Source organism: Streptomyces sp. TRM68416 (assembly GCF_014596915.1).
Taxonomy (GTDB): Bacteria; Actinomycetota; Actinomycetes; order Streptomycetales; family Streptomycetaceae; genus Streptomyces.
Map to the genome: position 1 here is coordinate 76,214 of NZ_JACVWU010000024.1, position 18,848 is coordinate 95,061.

General features: G+C 68.9%; 21 protein-coding genes. 5 read left to right on the plus strand and 16 right to left on the minus strand.

Translation table 11 applies throughout. The features are described 5' to 3' along the window. Nucleotides 1–54: 54 nt before the first annotated feature. Entirely contained in the window at nt 55–378 is a 324-nt protein-coding gene (locus ICC28_RS31715; protein ID WP_007499006.1) for an STAS domain-containing protein, read from the minus strand. A 157-nt stretch (nt 379–535) separates the two neighbouring features. Then, on the minus strand, nt 536–1,384 hold the full coding sequence (locus ICC28_RS31720) for a 3-hydroxyacyl-CoA dehydrogenase family protein (RefSeq protein ID WP_188292222.1): 849 nt from the start codon (nt 1,382–1,384) through the stop codon (nt 536–538). Nucleotides 1,385–1,582: 198 nt separating this feature from the next. Here ICC28_RS31720 and ICC28_RS31725 point away from each other — a divergent pair, with 198 nt between their 5' ends. Beyond that, on the plus strand, nt 1,583–2,155 hold the full coding sequence (locus tag ICC28_RS31725; RefSeq protein WP_188292223.1) for a cob(I)yrinic acid a,c-diamide adenosyltransferase: 573 nt from the start codon (nt 1,583–1,585) through the stop codon (nt 2,153–2,155). Here ICC28_RS31725 and ICC28_RS31730 read toward each other — a convergent pair. Next, on the minus strand, nt 2,152–2,340 hold the full coding sequence (locus ICC28_RS31730; protein WP_188292224.1) for a DUF5708 family protein: 189 nt from the start codon (nt 2,338–2,340) through the stop codon (nt 2,152–2,154). The two genes, ICC28_RS31725 and ICC28_RS31730, sit on opposite strands and share 4 nt — an antisense overlap. Beyond that, nucleotides 2,337–2,924 carry a hypothetical protein gene (locus ICC28_RS31735; RefSeq protein ID WP_188292225.1) on the minus strand — a complete coding sequence of 196 codons (588 nt, stop codon included), beginning with the start codon at nt 2,922–2,924 and terminating at the stop codon, nt 2,337–2,339. The genes ICC28_RS31730 and ICC28_RS31735 overlap by 4 nt, the downstream gene beginning before the upstream one ends. Nucleotides 2,925–3,076: 152 nt before the next feature. On the opposite strand from ICC28_RS31735, the gene ICC28_RS31740 reads away from it, so the two are divergent. The 4 genes from ICC28_RS31740 (at nt 3,077) to ICC28_RS31755 (ending at nt 7,332) form a co-directional block, all read left to right on the plus strand. Beyond that, nucleotides 3,077–4,258 (plus strand): sensor histidine kinase, encoded by a 1,182-nt coding sequence (locus ICC28_RS31740; protein WP_188292226.1) that lies wholly within the window; start codon nt 3,077–3,079, stop codon nt 4,256–4,258. Next, entirely contained in the window at nt 4,255–4,896 is a 642-nt protein-coding gene (locus tag ICC28_RS31745; RefSeq protein ID WP_188292227.1) for a response regulator, read from the plus strand. The genes ICC28_RS31740 and ICC28_RS31745 overlap by 4 nt, the downstream gene beginning before the upstream one ends. Before the next feature lie 136 nt (nt 4,897–5,032). Then, nucleotides 5,033–6,862 (plus strand): glycoside hydrolase family 18 chitinase, encoded by a 1,830-nt coding sequence (locus ICC28_RS31750; protein ID WP_188292228.1) that lies wholly within the window; start codon nt 5,033–5,035, stop codon nt 6,860–6,862. 134 nt (nt 6,863–6,996) lie between these two features. Further along, nucleotides 6,997–7,332 (plus strand): hypothetical protein, encoded by a 336-nt coding sequence (locus tag ICC28_RS31755; RefSeq protein ID WP_188292229.1) that lies wholly within the window; start codon nt 6,997–6,999, stop codon nt 7,330–7,332. An 18-nt stretch (nt 7,333–7,350) separates the two neighbouring features. Here ICC28_RS31755 and ICC28_RS31760 read toward each other — a convergent pair whose 3' ends face one another. The 12 genes from ICC28_RS31760 to glyA all read right to left on the minus strand — a co-directional run bounded on the left by ICC28_RS31760 (nt 7,351) and on the right by glyA (nt 18,747). Beyond that, nucleotides 7,351–7,797 carry a DUF2550 domain-containing protein gene (locus ICC28_RS31760; RefSeq protein WP_188292230.1) on the minus strand — a complete coding sequence of 149 codons (447 nt, stop codon included), beginning with the start codon at nt 7,795–7,797 and terminating at the stop codon, nt 7,351–7,353. Nucleotides 7,798–7,944: 147 nt separating this feature from the next. Continuing rightward, nucleotides 7,945–8,319, minus strand: a complete 375-nt coding sequence (locus tag ICC28_RS31765) for a F0F1 ATP synthase subunit epsilon (protein WP_188292231.1) — start codon at nt 8,317–8,319, stop codon at nt 7,945–7,947. Between the two features lie 133 nt (nt 8,320–8,452). Further along, a complete protein-coding gene (atpD, locus tag ICC28_RS31770; RefSeq protein WP_188292232.1) occupies nt 8,453–9,889 on the minus strand; it encodes a F0F1 ATP synthase subunit beta in 1,437 nt (478 codons plus the stop codon). After that, the gene (locus ICC28_RS31775) at nt 9,890–10,810 is read right to left on the minus strand and encodes a F0F1 ATP synthase subunit gamma (protein WP_188292233.1); all 921 of its coding nucleotides are present in this window, start codon (nt 10,808–10,810) and stop codon (nt 9,890–9,892) included. 21 nt (nt 10,811–10,831) lie between these two features. Next, nucleotides 10,832–12,421, minus strand: a complete 1,590-nt coding sequence (gene atpA / locus ICC28_RS31780; protein WP_188292234.1) for a F0F1 ATP synthase subunit alpha — start codon at nt 12,419–12,421, stop codon at nt 10,832–10,834. A gap of 125 nt (nt 12,422–12,546) precedes the next feature. Next, nucleotides 12,547–13,368, minus strand: coding sequence for a F0F1 ATP synthase subunit delta (locus ICC28_RS31785; RefSeq protein ID WP_188292235.1), 822 nt, complete (start codon nt 13,366–13,368; stop codon nt 12,547–12,549). Further along, a complete protein-coding gene (locus tag ICC28_RS31790) occupies nt 13,365–13,916 on the minus strand; it encodes a F0F1 ATP synthase subunit B (protein WP_188292236.1) in 552 nt (183 codons plus the stop codon). Before ICC28_RS31790 ends, ICC28_RS31785 begins: the two co-directional genes overlap by 4 nt. A gap of 42 nt (nt 13,917–13,958) precedes the next feature. Then, nucleotides 13,959–14,183, minus strand: coding sequence for an ATP synthase F0 subunit C (gene atpE / locus ICC28_RS31795; protein ID WP_018521144.1), 225 nt, complete (start codon nt 14,181–14,183; stop codon nt 13,959–13,961). Between the two features lie 74 nt (nt 14,184–14,257). Beyond that, complete coding sequence (gene atpB, locus ICC28_RS31800) at nt 14,258–15,097, minus strand: F0F1 ATP synthase subunit A (RefSeq protein WP_188292237.1); 840 nt, start codon at nt 15,095–15,097, stop codon at nt 14,258–14,260. A 210-nt stretch (nt 15,098–15,307) separates the two neighbouring features. Further along, complete coding sequence (locus ICC28_RS31805) at nt 15,308–15,754, minus strand: hypothetical protein (protein ID WP_188292238.1); 447 nt, start codon at nt 15,752–15,754, stop codon at nt 15,308–15,310. 299 nt (nt 15,755–16,053) lie between these two features. Next, the gene (locus ICC28_RS31810; protein WP_188292239.1) at nt 16,054–17,373 is read right to left on the minus strand and encodes an MraY family glycosyltransferase; all 1,320 of its coding nucleotides are present in this window, start codon (nt 17,371–17,373) and stop codon (nt 16,054–16,056) included. 129 nt (nt 17,374–17,502) lie between these two features. After that, on the minus strand, nt 17,503–18,747 hold the full coding sequence (glyA, locus tag ICC28_RS31815) for a serine hydroxymethyltransferase (RefSeq protein ID WP_188292240.1): 1,245 nt from the start codon (nt 18,745–18,747) through the stop codon (nt 17,503–17,505). Between the last annotated feature and the right edge of the window lie 101 nt (nt 18,748–18,848).

Consider the following 18,848-nt stretch of genomic DNA (forward strand, 5'->3'; position numbering starts at 1 on the left):
CCGACGCCCGCCCCGGGTCTCCCCGCTCGCCCGGTTCACACCCGAATGGCGCGTTCACACGCGCGGCAGCGACTCCACACCGATGCCGCCCTCGATGGCGAGGATGCGGTGCAACCGGGTGGCCACCAGCAGGCGCTGCATCTGCGGCGGTACGTCCCGCAGGACCAGCCGGCGTCCGCAGCGGCCGGCACGCCGGTGCGCTCCCATGATCACTCCCAGGCCGGTGGCGTCCCAGGAGTCCAGCTCGGACAGGTCGAGCACGAGATCGCCGACTCCGTCGTCGACGGCCGAATGCAGGACCGTACGGGCGTCCGCCGCGCTGCGGACGTCGAGGCGGCCCCCGACGACCAGCTCGGCGTGGTCGCCCCTGATGTGCATAGCGCTCCCCTAAGCGTGCGTCTCGTGCTCCGTGTGTGTGTCCGGTGATGCAACCTCTGACAGTGAAAAGCGGCCGGAGGTTGCCGTCTGTAAGCGAACCGATACCGAATTCACCCCCGGGAGTGATACTCCCGGGGTCTGTGCGGTTTCGGTGCCCTCAGTGCTTGTAGAAGCCCTGCCCGCTCTTGCGGCCGATGTCACCGGCGTCAACCATCCGGCGCATCAGCTCCGGCGGGGCGAACTTCTCGTCCTGGGACTCGGTGTAGATGTTGCTGGTGGCGTGCAGCAGGATGTCGACGCCGGTGAGGTCCGCGGTGGCCAGCGGGCCCATGGCGTGGCCGAAGCCCAGCTTGCAGGCGAGGTCGATGTCCTCGGCCGTGGCGACGCCCGACTCGTAGAGCTTGGTCGCCTCGACGACGAGCGCCGAGATGAGACGGGTCGTCACGAAGCCGGCGACGTCCCGGTTGACGACGATGCAGGTCTTGCCGACGGACTCGGCGAACTCCCGCGCGGCGGCGAGGGTTTCGTCGCTCGTCTTGTAGCCGCGGACGAGTTCGACGAGCTGCATCATCGGGACCGGCGAGAAGAAGTGCACGCCGACGACCCGCTCGGGGCGCTCGGTGGCCGCCGCGATCTTGGTGATCGGGATGGCGGAGGTGTTGGAGGCGAGCACGGTGTCCGGGCGGACGATCGAGTCGAGCGTGCGGAAGATCTCGTGCTTCACCTCCAGCTTCTCGAAGACGGCCTCGACGACGATGTCGGCGTCCGCGGCGGCGTCCAGGTCGGTGGTCGCGGTGATGCGTCCGAGGGCGGCCTCGGCGTCCGCCGCCGCCAGCTTGCCCTTGCCGACGAACTTGTCGTACGAGGCCTTGATGCCGTCGGTTCCGCGCTTCAGCGCGTCGTCGGTGACGTCGCGCAGAACGACGTCCCAGCCCGCCTGGGCGGAGACCTGGGCGATGCCGGAACCCATCAAGCCGGCGCCGATGACGGCAAGCTTCCGTGCCACTGTGCGACTCCCCATTACACGCTGTTGAGATTGCCTCTCCGGCGGACCCTAGCGTCCGTGAGGGGCTGTGTGGCCGGTAAGTAACGCGCGTCACGTCTCATCTGACGGACATCACACCGGCAGGGGTCATGACGGGCCCCGTACGGCGTAGTTGGGCCCCTCCTCGCCCAGTGGCCGCTCGCTGTCTACGCTGGCCGCATGGTCAATCTGACGCGCATCTACACCAGGACCGGCGACCGGGGCACCACCGCCCTCGGCGACATGAGCCGGGTCGCCAAGACGGATCTGCGGATCTCCGCGTACGCGGACGCCAACGAGGCGAACGCGGTGATCGGGACGGCGATCGCGCTGGGCAGCCTGGACGAGGAGATCGTCGAGGTCCTGACCCGCGTCCAGAACGACCTGTTCGACGTGGGTGCGGATCTGTCGACGCCGGTGGTGGAGAACCCGGAGTTCCCGCCCCTGCGGGTCGAGCAGTTCTACGTCGACAAGCTGGAGGCGGACTGCGACCGCTTCAACGAACGGCTGGAGAAGCTGCGGTCGTTCATCCTGCCGGGCGGTACGCCGGGCGCGGCCCTGCTCCACCAGGCCTGCACGGTCGTACGCCGGGCCGAGCGCTCCACGTGGGCGGCGCTGGAGGTCCACGGCGAGACCATGAACCCGCTGACGGCGACCTACCTGAACCGCCTGTCCGACCTCCTGTTCATTCTGGCGAGGACGGCGAACAAGGACGTCGGTGACGTGCTGTGGGTGCCGGGCGGCGAGCGCTAGCCGCTCTCCCGCACTCCTCTGTAGAGGCCCGTCGCGACGAGCACGCCGCCGACGCACAGCATCACCAGACCGACCTTGGTCAAGGTGACGACGGGGACGTCCACGTCCTCGGTGAACAGCCACAACGGCAGGCCGACCAGGACGAGGACGACTCCCTCCAGCAGGTCCTTCATCGCCTTGCTCATCGCCGTGCGTCCTCCTTCGGGATCGTCAGTGAGTGATCGGTCGTGGGTGCGGCCGGCTCCTTCTTGGGCAGGATCAGGTACGCGAGGGCGACGAGGCCGTGGATGCCCGCGGCCCTGAGCGCCGCCCCTTGGAAGGACCGCAGCGAGGAGATGTCACCGTCGTCGCCGACGTACCAGACCGCGCCCTGCAGCAGTGCGCAGGCCACGGCCGCCGCCAGGACCGTACGGAGCCACAGCCGTCCCTCGTGCCGGGCGCGCGGCATGCCGTAGCGGGGCGGCCCGGCCGGTTTGGGCGCTCCGGCCAGGCGGTGCGCGGCGTGGCCGTCCAGCCAGCGGATCGTGTAGTGGCCGTAGGCGACGGTGTAGCCGATGTAGAGCGCCGCCAGGCCGTGTTCCCAGCCCGGCTCGGCGCCGTTCTTCAGGTCGATCGCCGTGGCGACGAACAGGACCAGCTCCAGCACCGGCTCGCACAGCAGCAGCGCCGCGCTCGTCCGGCGCCACTTCAGCAGGTAGCGGACGGTGAGGCCGAGCGCCAGCAGCACCCAGAAGCCGACCTCACAGGCGATGATCAGTCCGACGATCACGGAACGCTCCTCTCGATCACCCTTCCAGGCTCCCGGCGCGACGCGCCGCTTTCGTCGTCGTCGGTGACGAACCGGCGCTACATCGAAAGATGCAGTCCGGGACCGTTCCCGGGCAGCAGGCGCGGGGCGCCCGGCCCGTGTTGGATGGAGCCATGGCCGTAGGACTACTCCCCCGACCGCACCGCTTCGACGTGTCCATCGCCGTCGCCGGCCTGCTCGGTGGGGTCGCGATGTGGGCGCTCGGCCTGCACACGTCGGGCAGCGGGCTGCTGCCGGCCTCGTGGGGGCTGATCCCGCTCGCCGTGACGGCCGGCATGGAGCTGCTGCGCCGTACGAGACCGCAGTTCGCCCTGGTGGTGGGGGCTCTCGCGCTGACCTTCGACATGCTCACCCCGGGCAACGCGGCGACCATCATCATGTTCACGGACCTCGCCTACGCGGCCGTGCTGTACGGCACACCGGCCGCGGCCCGCCGCATCCCGGTCATCACCGGTCTGATCAGCGTCGCCGTGATGCTCGGCTTCCTGATCTGGTGGCGCAATCCGCAAGCGCTGTTCGTCGGCCTGGGCGCGGGCATCGTCTCCTTCGGGCCGGCCGCCACCGGCGCCCTGGTCCGCAACCACCGCGAGGCCGCCGAGGCCGCCCGGCTGCGGGCCGAACAGACCGCGCTGCTGGCCGAGATGGACCGGGTCCAGGCGGTGACCGCCGAGCGCGCCCGGATGGCCCGCGAGTTGCACGACATGGTCGCCAACCATCTCTCCGCGATCGCCATCCACTCCACCGCCGCGCTCTCCCTGGACGACCCGAGGACCTCCCAGGACGCGCTCGCCGTCATCCGGGAGAACAGCGTGGCGGGGCTGAACGAGATGCGCCGGCTGATCGGCATCCTGCGGGACGGCAGCGGCGACCTGGAGCCGGCCGCGGCTCCCACGCTCGACGGGCTCGACGCGCTCGTGGCGGGCGCCCGCGCCAACGGCCTCGACGTGGGCCTGGACACCGCGCACGGCAAGCTGCCCGCCCCCGTCGAGCTCGCCGCCTACCGCATCGTGCAGGAGTCCCTCACCAACGCCCTCAAGCACGCCTCCCCCGGCCGGGTCAGCGTGGCCCTGGCCCAGCGGGACGGGGTCCTGGACGTGCGGGTGACCAGCCCGTACGGCGACCGGGAGGGCCCTCGCGCGCCGGGTTCCGGAGCCGGTCTGGTCGGCATGCGGGAGCGGGTCGCGCTGCTCGGGGGCACCTTCGAGGCGGCGCCCGAGGACTCGCCGGACGGCAAGATCTGGGCCGTACGCGCCACGCTTCCCGTGTCCGACACCCCGCAAGGAGACCCCACATGATCCGTGTGCTCGTCGCCGAGGACCAGTCCGCCGTCCGGGCCGGGCTGGTGCTGATCCTGGGCAGCGCGCCCGACATCGAGGTGGTCGGCGAGGCGGCGGACGGGGAGCGGGCGGTGGCGCTGGCCCGGGAGCTGCGGCCGGACCTGGTGCTGATGGACGTACAGATGCCGCGTCTGGACGGGGTGTCGGCGACGCGGGAGGTGGTCGCGGAGGGGCTGGCCGATGTGCTCGTGCTGACCACCTTCGATCTCGACGAGTACGTGTTCGGGGCGTTGCGGGCCGGGGCGTCCGGCTTCCTGCTGAAGAACACGGAGGCGCGGGATCTGCTGGAGGCGGTACGGACGGTGGCGCGCGGTGAGGGGATCGTCGCCCCGGCCGTCACCCGGCGTCTGATCGCCGAGTTCGCGGCGGGGCCCGTACGGGAGCCGAAGGCCGATCCGGCGGTGCTCGACACGTTGACCCGGCGCGAGCGCGAGGTGTTGGCGTGTCTCGGGGAGGGGTTGTCGAACGCCGACATCGCCGGCCGTCTGGACATGGCGGAGGCGACGGTGAAGACGCACGTCAGCCGGTTGCTGGGGAAGCTGGAGCTGCGCAGCCGGGTGCAAGCGGCGGTGCTGGCACAGGAGTTGGGGATCTAGGAGGCGTCCTCGGAAGCTTCCCGTTCAACTGGTCTGGACCTATTGACCTATGGTCCAGACCTTTCTATTCTCGCGGCACCGTGGGCGTGAAGGCTCAGTCATGCCCCACCACCCCCTTCAGACAGGGAGGCGCAGCATGCGCTTCAGACACAGAGCCGCGGCAGGGTTCGCGACCCTGTTGCTCCCCTTCGCCGGACTGGTCGGACTCGCCAGTCCCGCTCAGGCGGCCACCGAGGCAACGGCCACCTACACCAAGCCCTCCGACTGGGGCACCGGCTTCGAGGGCAAGTGGACGGTGAAGAACACCGGCACCACGACCATCTCCTCCTGGACCGTCGAGTGGGACTTCCCCTCCGGCACCTCCGTCACCTCCGCCTGGGACGCCGACGTCACCTCCTCCGGCAACCACTGGACCGCCAAGAACAAGTCCTGGAACGGCACGCTCGCCCCCGGCGCCTCGGTCTCCTTCGGCTTCAACGGCACCGGCTCCGGCTCCCCCGCGAACTGCAAGCTGAACGGCGGCAGTTGTGACGGCGGCGGCACGGTCCCGGGCGACGCGCCCCCGTCCGCCCCCGGCACCCCGACCGCCTCGGACATCACCAACACCTCGGTGAAGCTGAGCTGGTCCGCCGCCACCGACGACAAGGGCATCAAGAACTACGACGTCCTGCGCGGCGGCACCAAGGTCGCCACCGTGACGGGCAGGACGTACACGGACACCGGTCTGACCGCCGGCACCGACTACTCGTACACCGTCCAGGCCCGGGACACCGCCGACCAGACCGGTCCGGTCAGCGGCGCGGTCGCGGTGCGCACCACCGGCGGCTCCACCGACCCCGGCCCGCAGCCCGGCTCCAAGGTCAACCTCGGCTACTTCACCGAGTGGGGCGTCTACGGCCGCAACTACCACGTCAAGAACCTGGTGACCTCGGGCTCCGCCGCCAAGATCACGCACATCAACTACGCGTTCGGCAACGTCAAGGACGGCAAGTGCGTCGTCGACGACACCTACGCCGCCTACGACAAGGCCTACACCGCCGACCAGTCGGTCAGCGGCACCGCCGACACCTGGGACCAGCCGCTGCGCGGCAACTTCAACCAGCTGCGCCAGCTGAAGGCCAAGTACCCGCACATCAAGGTGCTGTACTCCTTCGGCGGCTGGACCTACTCCGGCGGCTTCGGCCAGGCGGCGGCCAACGCGTCCGCGTTCGCCAAGTCCTGCAAGGCCGTGGTCGAGGACCCGCGCTGGGCCGACGTCTTCGACGGCATCGACATCGACTGGGAGTACCCGAACGCCTGCGGTCTGACCTGCGACAGCTCGGGACCGGCCGCCTTCCGCACGCTCTCCCAGGCACTGCGTGCCGAGTTCGGCCCGAACTACCTGGTCACCGCCGCCATCACGGCCGACGCCTCGTCCGGAGGCAAGATCGACGCGGCCGACTACGGCGGCGCCGCACAGTACCTCGACTGGTACAACGTGATGACGTACGACTACTTCGGCGCCTGGGACAAGACCGGCCCCACCGCCCCGCACTCGCCGCTCACCTCCTACAGCGGCATCCCGAAGGCGGGCTTCAACTCCGCCGACGCGATCGCCAAGCTGAAGGCCAAGGGCGTCCCGTCCGCCAAGCTCCTGCTCGGCATCGGCTTCTACGGCCGCGGCTGGACCGGAGTCACCCAGTCCGCCCCCGGCGGCACGGCGACCGGCCCGGCCACCGGCACCTACGAGCCCGGCATCGAGGACTACAAGGTCCTCAAGGCGTCGTGCCCGGCCACCGGCACCGTCGGCGGCACGGCGTACGCGCACTGCGGCACCAACTGGTGGTCCTACGACACCCCCGCCACCATCGGCACCAAGATGGCCTGGGCCAAGAACCAGGGCCTGGGTGGCGCGTTCTTCTGGGAGTTCAGCGGTGATACCAGCAACGGCGAGCTGGTGAGCGCGATCAGCAACGGTCTGCGCTGACCTGGTCCCACTCAGCCGGGGGCGTGCGGCATTTGCCGCACGCCCCCGGCGCACGCGTCCCCAGGACTTTCGGTCCTCGCCCCAGGACGATCGGCCAATGCCGGGCCACCGCCGCGCACTCCACGGCCGCGGGAGTGTACGACACCACCACCACGTACTCCGCCGTGTGCCAATGGGTCACCGGAGAGGGCAAGAAGGGCGAGAGGATCCACCTGGTCACGCACAAGCGGACCGCCGGTGTGAACAGCGTCGTCAGCTACGACGCACGGGAGCGGAACCAGATCACGGGCTTCACGCTCCACGGCTTCGGCGCGACCACCACCACCGGAACCGTGCCGGTCGAGGGCGGGGCCTGCGTCGGCAACGAGGACGGCGTCAACCACAACGGGACGTGGGTGTCGGTCGTCCCCGAGTCCACCACGGGCGGCCTGTCCGTCGCCCACGGCGGGTCGAGCGTGCCGCTCGGTTGAGAACTCAGGCGAATGCGGCTACGCCACATTCACTCTCTGTCCGGGCGGAGCCGCCTCCAGCCAGGCGAGGAAACCGGTCAGCGCGTCCTCGCTCATCGCCAGCTCAAGGCGCGTCCCGCGGTGCAGACAGGTCAGGATCACCGCGTCGGACAGCAGCGCCAGCTCCTCCTCCCCCTCCGGGACCCGGCGGCCGGCCACCTCGATCGAGGCGCGCTCCAGGATGCGGCGCGGGCGGGGGGCGTAGGAGAAGACGCGGTACCACTCGACGCGGTCGCCGTTGTAGCGGGCCACGCCGTAGGACCAGCCCTTGCCGCTGGTGTCCGTCTTCTCCGGGGTGTTCCAGCGCAGGCTGCAGTCGAAGGTGCCGCCGGAGCGCTGGATGAGCCGTCTGCGCAGGCCGAAGACGAACAGCCCCAGCACCACCACGGCCACGACGATTCCGCACACAGTCAGAGCGAGGACCATCGACACCGACCTCCTCGTCTCCTAGGTACCTTCAATTCAGGTAACGGAACGGAAAAAACATCCATATCTGCCTCAGCCGCGGCTGGTACCGGATCTCTCCGGTCCCAGCCGCGGCTGAGGTACGTCATCGCGCGATCCGCGCTGGGGTCAGCGCGCCGCCGCGGCACGCAGTCGGACGTCGGCGCGCCGCAGGGCGGAGGCGTCGGCCTCCGACTTCGCACGCTCCAGCGCCCGCTCCGCACGCTGGATGTCGATCTCGTCCGAAAGTTCGGCGATCTCGGCCAGCAGCGACAGCTTGTTGTCCGCGAACGAGATGAAACCGCCGTGCACCGCGGCGACGACCGTTCCACCTTCACTCGTACGGATGGTCACCGGGCCCGACTCCAGCACACCGAGCAGCGGCTGGTGACCGGGCATGACGCCGATGTCGCCGGACGTGGTGCGCGCGACGACCAGGGTGGCCTCGCCGGACCAGACCTCTCGGTCGGCCGCGACCAGCGCGACGTGCAGCTCAGCAGCCAAGGGTGGCTCCTCGGGTCACCACCCGGCGGGTGTGCCGGGTGTTGGTTACAAGTCTAGTAGGCGTGAAAGAGGGGGCGGGACGCACCCGCCCCCTCAGACGTGAGCCGCGGGGCTCACTTCGAACTCAGCGAGTTCAGGAGACGCCCAGCTCCTTGGCGTTGGCCTTGAGGTCCTCCAGGCCACCGCACATGAAGAACGCCTGCTCCGGGAAGTGGTCGTACTCGCCGTCGCAGATCGCGTTGAAGGCCGCGATCGACTCGTCCAGCGGGACGTCCGACCCGTCGACGCCGGTGAACTGCTTGGCGACGTGGGTGTTCTGGGACAGGAAGCGCTCCACGCGACGGGCACGGTGGACAACGAGCTTGTCCTCCTCGCCGAGCTCGTCGATACCGAGGATCGCGATGATGTCCTGGAGGTCCTTGTACTTCTGCAGGATCGTCTTGACGCGCATGGCGGCGTCGTAGTGGTCCTGCGCGATGTACCGCGGGTCCAGGATGCGGGACGTGGAGTCCAGCGGGTCCACGGCCGGGTAGATGCCCTTCTCGGAGATCGGACGGGACAGAACCGTCGTCGCGTCGAGGTGGGCGAAGGTGGTGGCCGGGGCCGGGTCGGTCAGGTCGTCCGCGGGGACGTAGATCGCCTGCATCGAGGTGATCGAGTGACCACGGGTCGAGGTGATGCGCTCCTGGAGGAGACCCATCTCGTCGGCCAGGTTCGGCTGGTAACCCACCGCGGAGGGCATACGGCCGAGCAGGGTCGACACCTCGGAGCCCGCCTGGGTGAAGCGGAAGATGTTGTCGATGAAGAACAGCACGTCCTGCTTCTGGACGTCACGGAAGTACTCGGCCATGGTGAGGCCGGCCAGCGCGACGCGCAGACGGGTGCCCGGGGGCTCGTCCATCTGGCCGAAGACCAGCGCGGTCTTGTCGATGACGCCCGAGTCCGACATCTCCTCAATGAGGTCGTTGCCCTCACGGGTGCGCTCACCGACACCGGCGAACACGGAGACACCGTCGTGGTTGTTGGCGACGCGGTAGATCATCTCCTGGATGAGCACCGTCTTGCCGACGCCGGCACCACCGAACAGACCGATCTTTCCACCCTTGACGTACGGGGTGAGAAGGTCAATGACCTTGACGCCGGTCTCGAACATCTCGGTCTTCGACTCGAGCTCGTCGAAGTTCGGGGCCTTGCGGTGGATCGCCCAGCGCTCGCCCTCGTAGGACTCGTCGACGTTCAGCACCTCACCGAGGGTGTTGAACACCTTGCCCTTGGTGAAGTCGCCGACCGGGACGGTGATGCCCGTGCCCGTGTCGGTGACCGGGGCCTGGCGGACCAGACCGTCGGTGGGCTGCATGGAGATCGTCCGGACCAGGCCGTCACCCAGGTGCTGGGCGACCTCAAGGGTCAGGACCTTCTTCTCACCGGCGTTGGCCGGGTCGGCCACCTCGACGTGAAGGGCGTTGTAGATGTCGGGCATCGCGTCGACGGGGAACTCCACGTCGACGACCGGGCCGATGACCCGGGCGACGCGGCCCGTGGCAGCGGCCGTCTCAACTGTCGTCGTCATTTACCTGTCACTCCCCGCGCTCGCGTCGGCCAGGGCTGCGGAGCCACCGACGATCTCGCTGATTTCCTGGGTGATTTCGGCCTGGCGGGCCGCGTTGGCAAGCCGGGAGAGGTTCTCGATGAGCTCTCCGGCGTTGTCGGTGGCCGACTTCATCGCGCGCCGCGTGGCGGCGTGCTTGGAGGCGGCCGACTGGAGCAGCGCGTTGTAGATACGGCTCTCCACGTAGCGCGGCAGAAGGGCGTCGAGGACGTCCTCCGCCGACGGCTCGAAGTCGTAGAGCGGAAGGATCTCGCCCTTGGGGGCTGCCGCTTCCTTGGCGACCTCGTCGAGGCTGAGCGGCAGCAGACGGGCGTCGAGCGCCGTCTGCGTCATCATCGAGACGAACTCGGTGAAGACGATGTGGATCTCGTCCACGCCGCCCTCGGCCGTGTCCTTCTCGATGGCCTCGATCAGCGGCGCCGCGACCTTCTTGGCGTCCGCGTACGTCGGCTCGTCCGTGAACCCGGTCCACGACTCCGAGACCTTGCGCTCACGGAAGTTGTAGTGCGCCAGACCACGCCGGCCGACGATGTACGTGTCGACCTGCTTGCCCTCGCGCTCCAGGCGCTCGGTCAGCTGCTCCGCGGCCTTGATGGCGTTGGAGTTGAAGGCACCGGCGAGACCACGGTCGCTCGTCAGGAGCAGCACCGCGGACCGGGTGACCGTCTCGGCCTGGGTGGTCAGCGGGTGCTTGGTGTTCGAACCGGTGCCGACCGCCGTGACCGCGCGGGTGAGCTCGGTCGCGTACGGCGTGGAGGCCGCCACCTTGCGCTGCGCCTTGACGACGCGCGAGGCGGCGATCATCTCCATCGCCTTCGTGATCTTCTTGGTCGCGGTGACGGATCGGATGCGACGCTTGTAGACCCGGAGCTGGGCTCCCATGAGTCAGGTCCCTTCCTTACGTCACTTGGCGGCGGCCGGGGCGTCCTCGCCGAGAAGCTTGCCGTCCGAGGTCTCGAACTGCTTCTTGAAGTCGGCGATCGCGTCGGCAACAGCGGTGAGGGTGTCGTCCGACAGCTTGCCGCCCTCGCGGATGGAGGTCATGAGGCCCTGCTCCTTGCGGTGCAGGTACTCCAGGAGCTCCTTCTCGAAGCGGCGGATGTCGGCGACCGGAACGTCGTCCATCTTGCCGGTGGTGCCGGCCCAGACGGAGACGACCTGGTCCTCGGTGGACATCGGCTGGTACTGAGCCTGCTTGAGCAGCTCGACCATGCGCTGACCGCGCTCCAGCTGCGCCTTCGACGCGGCGTCCAGGTCGGAACCGAAGGCGGCGAACGCCTCCAGCTCACGGAACTGGGCGAGGTCCACGCGGAGACGACCCGAAACCTGCTTCATCGCCTTGTGCTGCGCGGAACCACCGACTCGGGAGACGGAGATACCGACGTTCAGCGCGGGGCGCTGACCGGCGTTGAACAGGTCCGACTCCAGGAAGCACTGGCCGTCGGTGATGGAGATGACGTTGGTCGGGATGAACGCCGAGACGTCGTTGGCCTTGGTCTCGACGATCGGCAGACCGGTCATCGAGCCGGCGCCCATGTCGTCGGAGAGCTTGGCGCAGCGCTCCAGCAGACGGGAGTGCAGGTAGAAGACGTCACCCGGGTAGGCCTCACGGCCCGGCGGGCGGCGCAGCAGCAGCGACACGGCACGGTAGGCGTCGGCCTGCTTCGACAGGTCGTCGAAGATGATGAGGACGTGCTTGCCCTCGTACATCCACTGCTGACCGATGGCCGAACCGGTGTACGGCGCCAGGTACTTGAAGCCGGCCGGGTCGGACGCCGGGGCGGCGACGATGGTCGTGTACTCCAGCGCGCCGTTCTCCTCCAGCGCGCGGCGGACCGACGCGATGGTGGAGCCCTTCTGGCCGATGGCGACGTAGATGCAGCGGACCTGCTTCTTCGGGTCGCCCGAGCGCCAGTTGTCGCGCTGGTTGATGATCGTGTCGACGGCCAGGGCGGTCTTGCCGGTCTGGCGGTCACCGATGATCAGCTGACGCTGACCGCGGCCGATCGGGGTCATCGCGTCGACGGCCTTGTAGCCGGTCTCCATCGGCTCGTGCACCGACTTGCGCTGCATGACCGTGGGGGCCTGCAGCTCCAGCGCACGACGACCGGACGTCTCGATCTCGCCGAGGCCGTCGATCGGGTTGCCGAGCGGGTCGACGACGCGGCCGAGGTAGCCCTCGCCGACGGCCACGGAGAGGACCTCACCGGTACGCGTGACCGGCTGACCCTCCTCGATGCCGCTGAACTCACCGAGGACGATGGCACCGATCTCGCGCTCCTCGAGGTTGAGGGCGAGGCCGAGGGTGCCGTCCTCGAACTTCAGCAGTTCGTTGGCCATGGCCGAGGGCAGACCCTCGACCTTCGCGATGCCGTCGCCGGCAAGGGTGACCGTACCGACCTCCTCGCGCGAGGCCGCGTCCGGCTTGTACGACTGGACGAAGTTCTCCAGCGCGTCCCGGATCTCCTCCGGCCGGATCGTGAGCTCCGCCATCTGGGTTCCCTGCTCTCCTTGTTGGGCCCGAAGTTTCACTTTGGGGGTCTGGGGGCGACCCCCAGGATTCTTCTGCACGGCCCAACCAGGGCCGTCGTAAGTAGTACTGCGTATGGAGTTACTGCTCAGCCCGCCACGCGGCGGCCGGCGTCCTCGATGCGGTCGGCGAGGGAGCCGTTGATGACCTCGTCACCGACCTGCACCCGGATCCCGCCGAGGACCGCGGGGTCCACGTCGAGGTTGAGGTGCATCTGGCGACCGTAGAGCTTCGCCAGGGCGGCGCCGAGGCGCTGCTTCTGGCCGTCGCTCAGCGGCACCGCCGAGGTGACGACCGCGACCATGCGGTCCCGGCGCTCGGCGGCGAGCTTGGACAGGGACTCCAGTCCCGACTCCAGGCTACGTCCACGCGGCGCGGTCACAAGGCGCGTCACCAGACGCTCGGTGGTGGCATCGGCCCGGCCGCCGAGCAGGCTGCGCAGCAGCTCGCCCTTGGCCGAGGTGTTCGCCGAGCGGTTGGTCAGCGCGGCGCGCAGCTCGGTGTTCGAAGAGACGATCCGGCCGAACCGGAAGAGCTCGTCCTCGACGTTGTCGAGCGTGCCCGCACGCTGCGCGGCGGTGAGGTCGGCGGTGTTCGCCAGCTGCTCCAGGGCGTCCACCAGGTCGCGCGACTGCGACCAGCGGGAGCGCACCAGACCGGCCAGCAGATCGGCGGTCTCGCCGCCGACCTGGCCACCGAGCAGGCGCTGGACCAGCTCGGCCTTGGCCTCACCGGCCTGCGCCGGGTCGGTCAGGACCCGACGCAGCGACACCTCGCGGTCGAGCAGCGCGGTGACGGCCGCCAGCTCGTCGGCGAGCTGCGCCGCGTCCACGGACGTGTTGTCCGTCAGCGCGTCGAGACGCTCACGTCCCGCTGCGGTGGCCTCGCGGCTCGCTCCGTGCGCTGTCATCGAGCCGCCTCTGCCTTCTCCTCAAGCTCGTCGAGGAAGCGGTCGATGACACGGCTCTGGCGGGCGTGGTCCTCGAGGGACTCGCCGACGAGCTTGCCGGCCAGGTCCGTGGCGAGCTTGCCGACGTCCTGGCGCAGCGCGGACGCGGCGGCCTTGCGGTCGGCCTCGATCTGGGCGTGACCGGCGGCGACGATCTCCTCGCGCTGCCGCTGGCCTTCCGCACGCATCTCGGCGATGAGCGCGGCGCCCTGCTCCTGCGCCTCCTGGCGCAGACGCGCGGCCTCGTGCCGGGCCTCGGCGAGCTGAGCCTTGTACTGCTCAAGGACGCTCTGGGCCTCGGTCTGCGCGGCCTCGGCCTTCTCGATACCGCCCTCGATGGCCTCGCGACGCTCTTCCAGGACCTTGTTGATGGTCGGGAGGAGCTTCTTGGCGAGGAAGCCGAAGACGATGACGAAAGCGATGAGGCCGATGACAACTTCCGGCCACGGCGGGATGAGGGGATTCTCCTTCTCCCCCTCAGCCGCCAGGAAAACCAGGGCGGATGTCACATCAGTGCCTTTCGTCGAAAGGGTCGGTCGTCCGGGCTCGTCTTAGTAGACGAACGGCATGACGAGACCGATCAGGGCGAGCGCCTCACAGAAGGCGAAGCCCAGGATCTGGTTGGCGCGGATCAGGCCGGCAGCCTCGGGCTGGCGGGCGAGGGCCTGGGTGCCGTTGCCGAAGATGATGCCGACGCCGACGCCGGGGCCGATGGCAGCGAGACCGTAACCGACGGAGCCGAGGTCACCGGTGACAGCAGCGAGGGTCTGGGACATGCCAGTTCTTCCTTCTCTTTACGGACCGGTGGGGGTTGGCCACCGGACGACTATGGGGTTCGAAAGCGGGGTGCTCAGTGGTGCTCGGCGAGCGCGCCCTGGATGAAGGTGCAGGTCAGCAGGACGAAGACGTACGCCTGAACCGCCTGGATGAACAGCTCGAACGCGGTCATGACGATGACCATCGTGAACGAGACGGCCGAGTAGGCGATGCCGATGCCGTTGAGCATGTACCAGCTGGCGATGGTGAACAGCAGCAGCAGCGTGTGGCCGGCGAACATATTCGCGAAGAGTCGCACCGCGTGCGTGAAGGGGCGGACCAGGAGGTTCGAGAAGAACTCGATCGTCATGGCCAGCGGGAGCACCGCGCCGAGCGACTTGTCGTAGCCCGTGAAGTTCTTGAAGGCGCCGACGAAACCGTGCCGCTTGAACGTCAGCGAGACCCAGGTGATGTAGACGATCAGGGCCAGGATGGCCGGGTAGGCGATGATCGAGGTCACCGGGAACTGGGCGACCGGGATGATCGACCAGAGGTTCATCATCCAGATGAAGAAGAAGAGGGCGACCGCGAGCGGTACGTACTTCTCGCCCTCCTTCTTGCCGATCGTCTCGTAGACGATGCCGCGGCGTACGAAGTCGTAGCCCATCTCGGCGACCATCTGGAGCTTGCCCGGGATCACCTTCGGCTTGGCGAAGGCGGCCCAGAAGAAGCCGACCACGATGATCGAGCCGAGGAGGGCGAGCAGCATCGGCTTGTTGAAGTAGAAGCCGTTGCCGTCTGCGTCGCCCCAGAGCGGCTCGAAGAGGAACGAGTGCAGGCCGGGAGCCGGGAAGCCACACCCGTCGAACAGGTGGCAGTCGGTCTCGAAGGCGAGCACCTGCGTCGGGTCAGCACTCACCGCGGGCTCCTTCATCGTGGCGCATAGGTACGGCAACCTCGTTGTGTCGGCGCGGCAAGCTACCGCGGTTCGGCACGGGACTGGTGTTACGGATGTGGGGGCGGCTGTGGGGCATCTCGCCTCGCGATTGAGCAGGCGTCAGCTCGGATGCCCGCGCCCGCGATGCCGCAGTTGGCACCGGACGATAGCAGGATCTCTCACGCGCCTTTATCCCGGCCCTACCCCTCACGACGAGTGCCCCGATTTTTCGGGCTTGTCGCCGTTCGAGGAGGCGGCCGAATCGGGCTCGACGTAGAGGATCTTGGACTTCATGTGCGCACGCGTCTGGGCGGCGATCCAGGCAAGGGTGCCGATGACCAGAGTGAGCGCGAAAGCACGGGGATTGAACAGCGTGGTGTTCTTGAACGCGGCGACGAAGATGAACAGCAGAAGAATCTGCGCCGCATAGAGCATGAGACCCATTGCCTGGAACAGGTGCGGAAGCGATTTGGCAGTGCGCTGCAGAACGTAGAACCCGATTCCCATGAAAAGGATCACGACCAGCGTCGCAACGACCGCTCCGACCGCCCCCTTGCCGCCGGCCACCACACCGCTGACGACGGCTGCAACAGCACCGACGGCGGCTGTGGGCACAGCGGCCTGGAGCAGGATCCGGGCGTCATTGGACGGCATGGCGGCAACTCCGCTTTCGCAGGGGGCAGGGTGTCGTCATGGACGAGCGTAGTCCCGGGTTGAGAGAGAACCTCACGCCAATGGACCGTCGCACTGCGGTCCTTCGGCTCTGTCCGGGGGTTCTCGTGAACGGTATCACAAACTATTTGATGAGGTCTTTACCTGTCGGGTGTGCTCGGTGTCACACATGAGAGTGACAGTGCACGTCTGTGCAGGAACCGCGCCCCTTTGTCTGATATAGGGCCAGTTCGTTCCCCCACGGTTTGGCAATGCTCTAGTCAGATTCTTACCTTGCCGCGTCAGCGCGGCGTTCCCGCTTTACGCCTGTCCAGGAGGTGCGAACGGGCGCCGAGGGCCGTCGCGCCGTTGACGCCCGCCACTCCGACGGGCGTGGGCACGGCCTCCCCCTCGGGCGTCTGCGGGGTGGCCGCGGCCGGCTCCGCCACGGGGACCCGGCGCCGGTAGCGCGGCGGCACGACCCGCTGGGCCCACATCGGGGCGCGCGGCGTGAAGCGGGGCAGCAGGAGCAGGACGAGGCCGATCGCGCTCAGTACCACCACGCCCAGCACGATCCACATGGACGCCGAGTTCACCGAGTAGGCCAGGGCGCCGAAGGCGATCAGCGCCGACCAGAAGTACATGATCAGGACCGCGCGGCTGTGGCTGTGGCCGATCTCCAGCAGACGGTGGTGCAGGTGGCCGCGGTCCGCCGCGAACGGCGACTGACCGCGCCAGGTGCGCCGCACGATCGCCAGCACCAGGTCCGCGGCCGGGATCGCGATGATGGTCAGCGGCAGCAGCAGCGGGATGTAGACGGGGACCGTCTGGTGCACCGCCGCCTGCTCGGATCCGGCGAACAGCTTCAGCGCGTCCGGGTCGACCTGCCCGGTGATGGAGATGGCGCCGGCGGCGAGCACCAGGCCGATGAGCATCGAGCCCGAGTCGCCCATGAAGATCCGCGCGGGGTGCATGTTGTGCGGCAGGAAGCCCAGGCACATGCCCATGAGGATCGCCGCGAACAGGGTGGCCGGGGCGGCGGACTCGATGCCGTAGGAGACCCAGACGCGGTAGGCGTAGAGGAAGAACGCGGCCGACGCGATGCACACCATGCCGGCGGCGAGGCCGTCGAGGCCGTCGACGAAGTTCACCGCGTTGATGGTGATGACGACCAGCGCGACGGTGAGCAGGGTGCCCTGCCACTGGGTCAGCGCGACGTTGCCGACGCCGGGGATGGGCAGCCACAGGATCGTCAGGCCCTGCATGACCATGACGCCGGCGGCGATCATCTGGCCGCCCAGCTTGATCAGGGCGTCGATCTCGAACTTGTCGTCCAGCACACCGATCAGCCAGATCAGCGCGGCCCCCGAGAGCAGCGCCCGCGGCTCGTTGGAGTTGTCGAAGACGGTGCTGAGGTTCGTCAGATGGTCGGCGACCAGCAGGCCCGCGCACAGACCGAAGAACATCGCGATGCCGCCGAGGCGCGGAGTCGGTTCGCGGTGCACGTCCCGCGCCCGGATCTCCGGCATCGCTCCGGCCACGATCGCGAACTTGCGTACCGGCCCTGTCAGCAGATACGTCACCGCGGCCGTGATGCAGAGCGTCAGCAGGTATTCACGCACGGGCTTCCCCACAGGTCTCGCTGGCCATCTCAGCCCCACACCCTAGCGAGGAGCGCATATGGTTGGGGACTTCCGGGTAGCGACGATGGTTGCACGTGTACCTGTGCATGCAGGTGCGTGTACCCCCGCTCAGCCCGGATACGGCGGAAATCCCCCGGCCAGCTCCCGCACTTCTTCACGTGCCTTCTGGGTCTCGGTCTCGCCCCGGAGCACGCCCGCCGTCAGGGCGGCGATCCGGGCCATCTCCTCCTCCCCCATGCCCTGCGTGGTCAGCGCCGCCGTGCCCAGGCGCAGCCCCCTGCCGTCGCCGTGCGGCAGCGGGCAGCAGTCCAGGACGATCCCGGCGGCGGCCAGCCGGCCACGGGCGGCGCGGCCGTCGACGCCGAGCGGCGCCGGGTCGGCGGTGATCAGATGCGTGTCCGTGCCGCCCGTCGTCACCACCAGCCCCTCGGCGGCGAGACCGGCCGCGAGAACCCTCGCATTGGCGACCACCTGATGGGCGTACGCGGTGAACGCCGGTGTTGCCGCCTCGCCGAACGCGACCGCCTTGGCGGCGATGGTGTGCATCTGTGCCCCGCCCTGGGTGAAGGGGAAGACCGCCCGGTCCACCCGCTCGGCCAGCTCGCCGCCGCACAGGATCATCCCGCCGCGCGGCCCGCGCAGCACCTTGTGCGTGGTGGCGCAGACGATGTCGGCGTACGGCACCGGACTGGGCGCCGCTCCCCCGGCGACCAGACCGATGGGGTGCGCGGCGTCCGCGACGAGATAGGCGCCCACCTCGTCGGCGACCTCGCGGAAGAAGGCGTAGTCGAGGTGGCGGGGGTAGGCGATGGAGCCGCACACGATGGCCTTGGGACGGTGGCCGCGGGCCAGGGTGCGCACCTGGTCGTGGTCGATCAGGCCGGTCTCCGCGTCCACGCCGTAGGGGACGAAGTCGAACCAGCGGCCGGAGAAGTTGGCGGGCGAGCCGTGCGTGAGATGACCGCCGTAGGGCAGGCCGAGCGCCAGGACGGTGTCGCCGGGGCGCAGCAGGGCGGCGTAGGCCGCGAGCACGGCCGACGAGCCCGAGTGCGCCTGTACGTTGGCGTGTTCGGCGCCGAACAGGGCCTTCGCCCGGTCCACGGCGATGCGTTCGGCGACGTCGACGATCTCGCAGCCGCCGTGGTGCCGGGCGCCGGGGTAGCCCTCGGCGTACTTGTTGGCCAGCGGCGAGCCGAGGGCGGCCAGGACGGCCGGGGAGGTGAAGTTCTCGGCGGCGATCAGCTGAAGCGTCGTCGCCTGCCGCTGCCGTTCCCCGAGCAGGATCTCCGCGAGCTGGGGATCCTGCCGGCGCAGGACCTCGGCTTCGACCTCAAGAGCAGGGCTGACCGACATGGTGGACTCCGGCCGTTGGCGGTGGCGTACGTCCAATGTAGGCCCGGGAGCCCTGGGGCGCTCGGTTGTCAGGTCCTTGCGGGGACACCTGTGAGCGCCGT

Coding starts and splice junctions, on each gene's coding strand:
- ICC28_RS31760 (WP_188292230.1), bottom strand. CDS start 7,797: ATGGTCCTCGCTCTGACTGTGTGCGGAATCGTCGTGGCCGTGGTGGTG.
- ICC28_RS31745 (WP_188292227.1), top strand. CDS start 4,255: ATGATCCGTGTGCTCGTCGCCGAGGACCAGTCCGCCGTCCGGGCCGGG.
- ICC28_RS31750 (WP_188292228.1), top strand. CDS start 5,033: ATGCGCTTCAGACACAGAGCCGCGGCAGGGTTCGCGACCCTGTTGCTC.
- ICC28_RS31715 (WP_007499006.1), bottom strand. CDS start 378: ATGCACATCAGGGGCGACCACGCCGAGCTGGTCGTCGGGGGCCGCCTC.
- ICC28_RS31740 (WP_188292226.1), top strand. CDS start 3,077: ATGGCCGTAGGACTACTCCCCCGACCGCACCGCTTCGACGTGTCCATC.
- glyA (WP_188292240.1), bottom strand. CDS start 18,747: ATGTCGGTCAGCCCTGCTCTTGAGGTCGAAGCCGAGGTCCTGCGCCGG.
- atpB (WP_188292237.1), bottom strand. CDS start 15,097: ATGAAGGAGCCCGCGGTGAGTGCTGACCCGACGCAGGTGCTCGCCTTC.
- atpD (WP_188292232.1), bottom strand. CDS start 9,889: ATGACGACGACAGTTGAGACGGCCGCTGCCACGGGCCGCGTCGCCCGG.
- ICC28_RS31725 (WP_188292223.1), top strand. CDS start 1,583: ATGGTCAATCTGACGCGCATCTACACCAGGACCGGCGACCGGGGCACC.
- atpA (WP_188292234.1), bottom strand. CDS start 12,421: ATGGCGGAGCTCACGATCCGGCCGGAGGAGATCCGGGACGCGCTGGAG.
- atpE (WP_018521144.1), bottom strand. CDS start 14,183: ATGTCCCAGACCCTCGCTGCTGTCACCGGTGACCTCGGCTCCGTCGGT.
- ICC28_RS31805 (WP_188292238.1), bottom strand. CDS start 15,754: ATGCCGTCCAATGACGCCCGGATCCTGCTCCAGGCCGCTGTGCCCACA.
- ICC28_RS31730 (WP_188292224.1), bottom strand. CDS start 2,340: ATGAGCAAGGCGATGAAGGACCTGCTGGAGGGAGTCGTCCTCGTCCTG.
- ICC28_RS31785 (WP_188292235.1), bottom strand. CDS start 13,368: ATGACAGCGCACGGAGCGAGCCGCGAGGCCACCGCAGCGGGACGTGAG.
- ICC28_RS31775 (WP_188292233.1), bottom strand. CDS start 10,810: ATGGGAGCCCAGCTCCGGGTCTACAAGCGTCGCATCCGATCCGTCACC.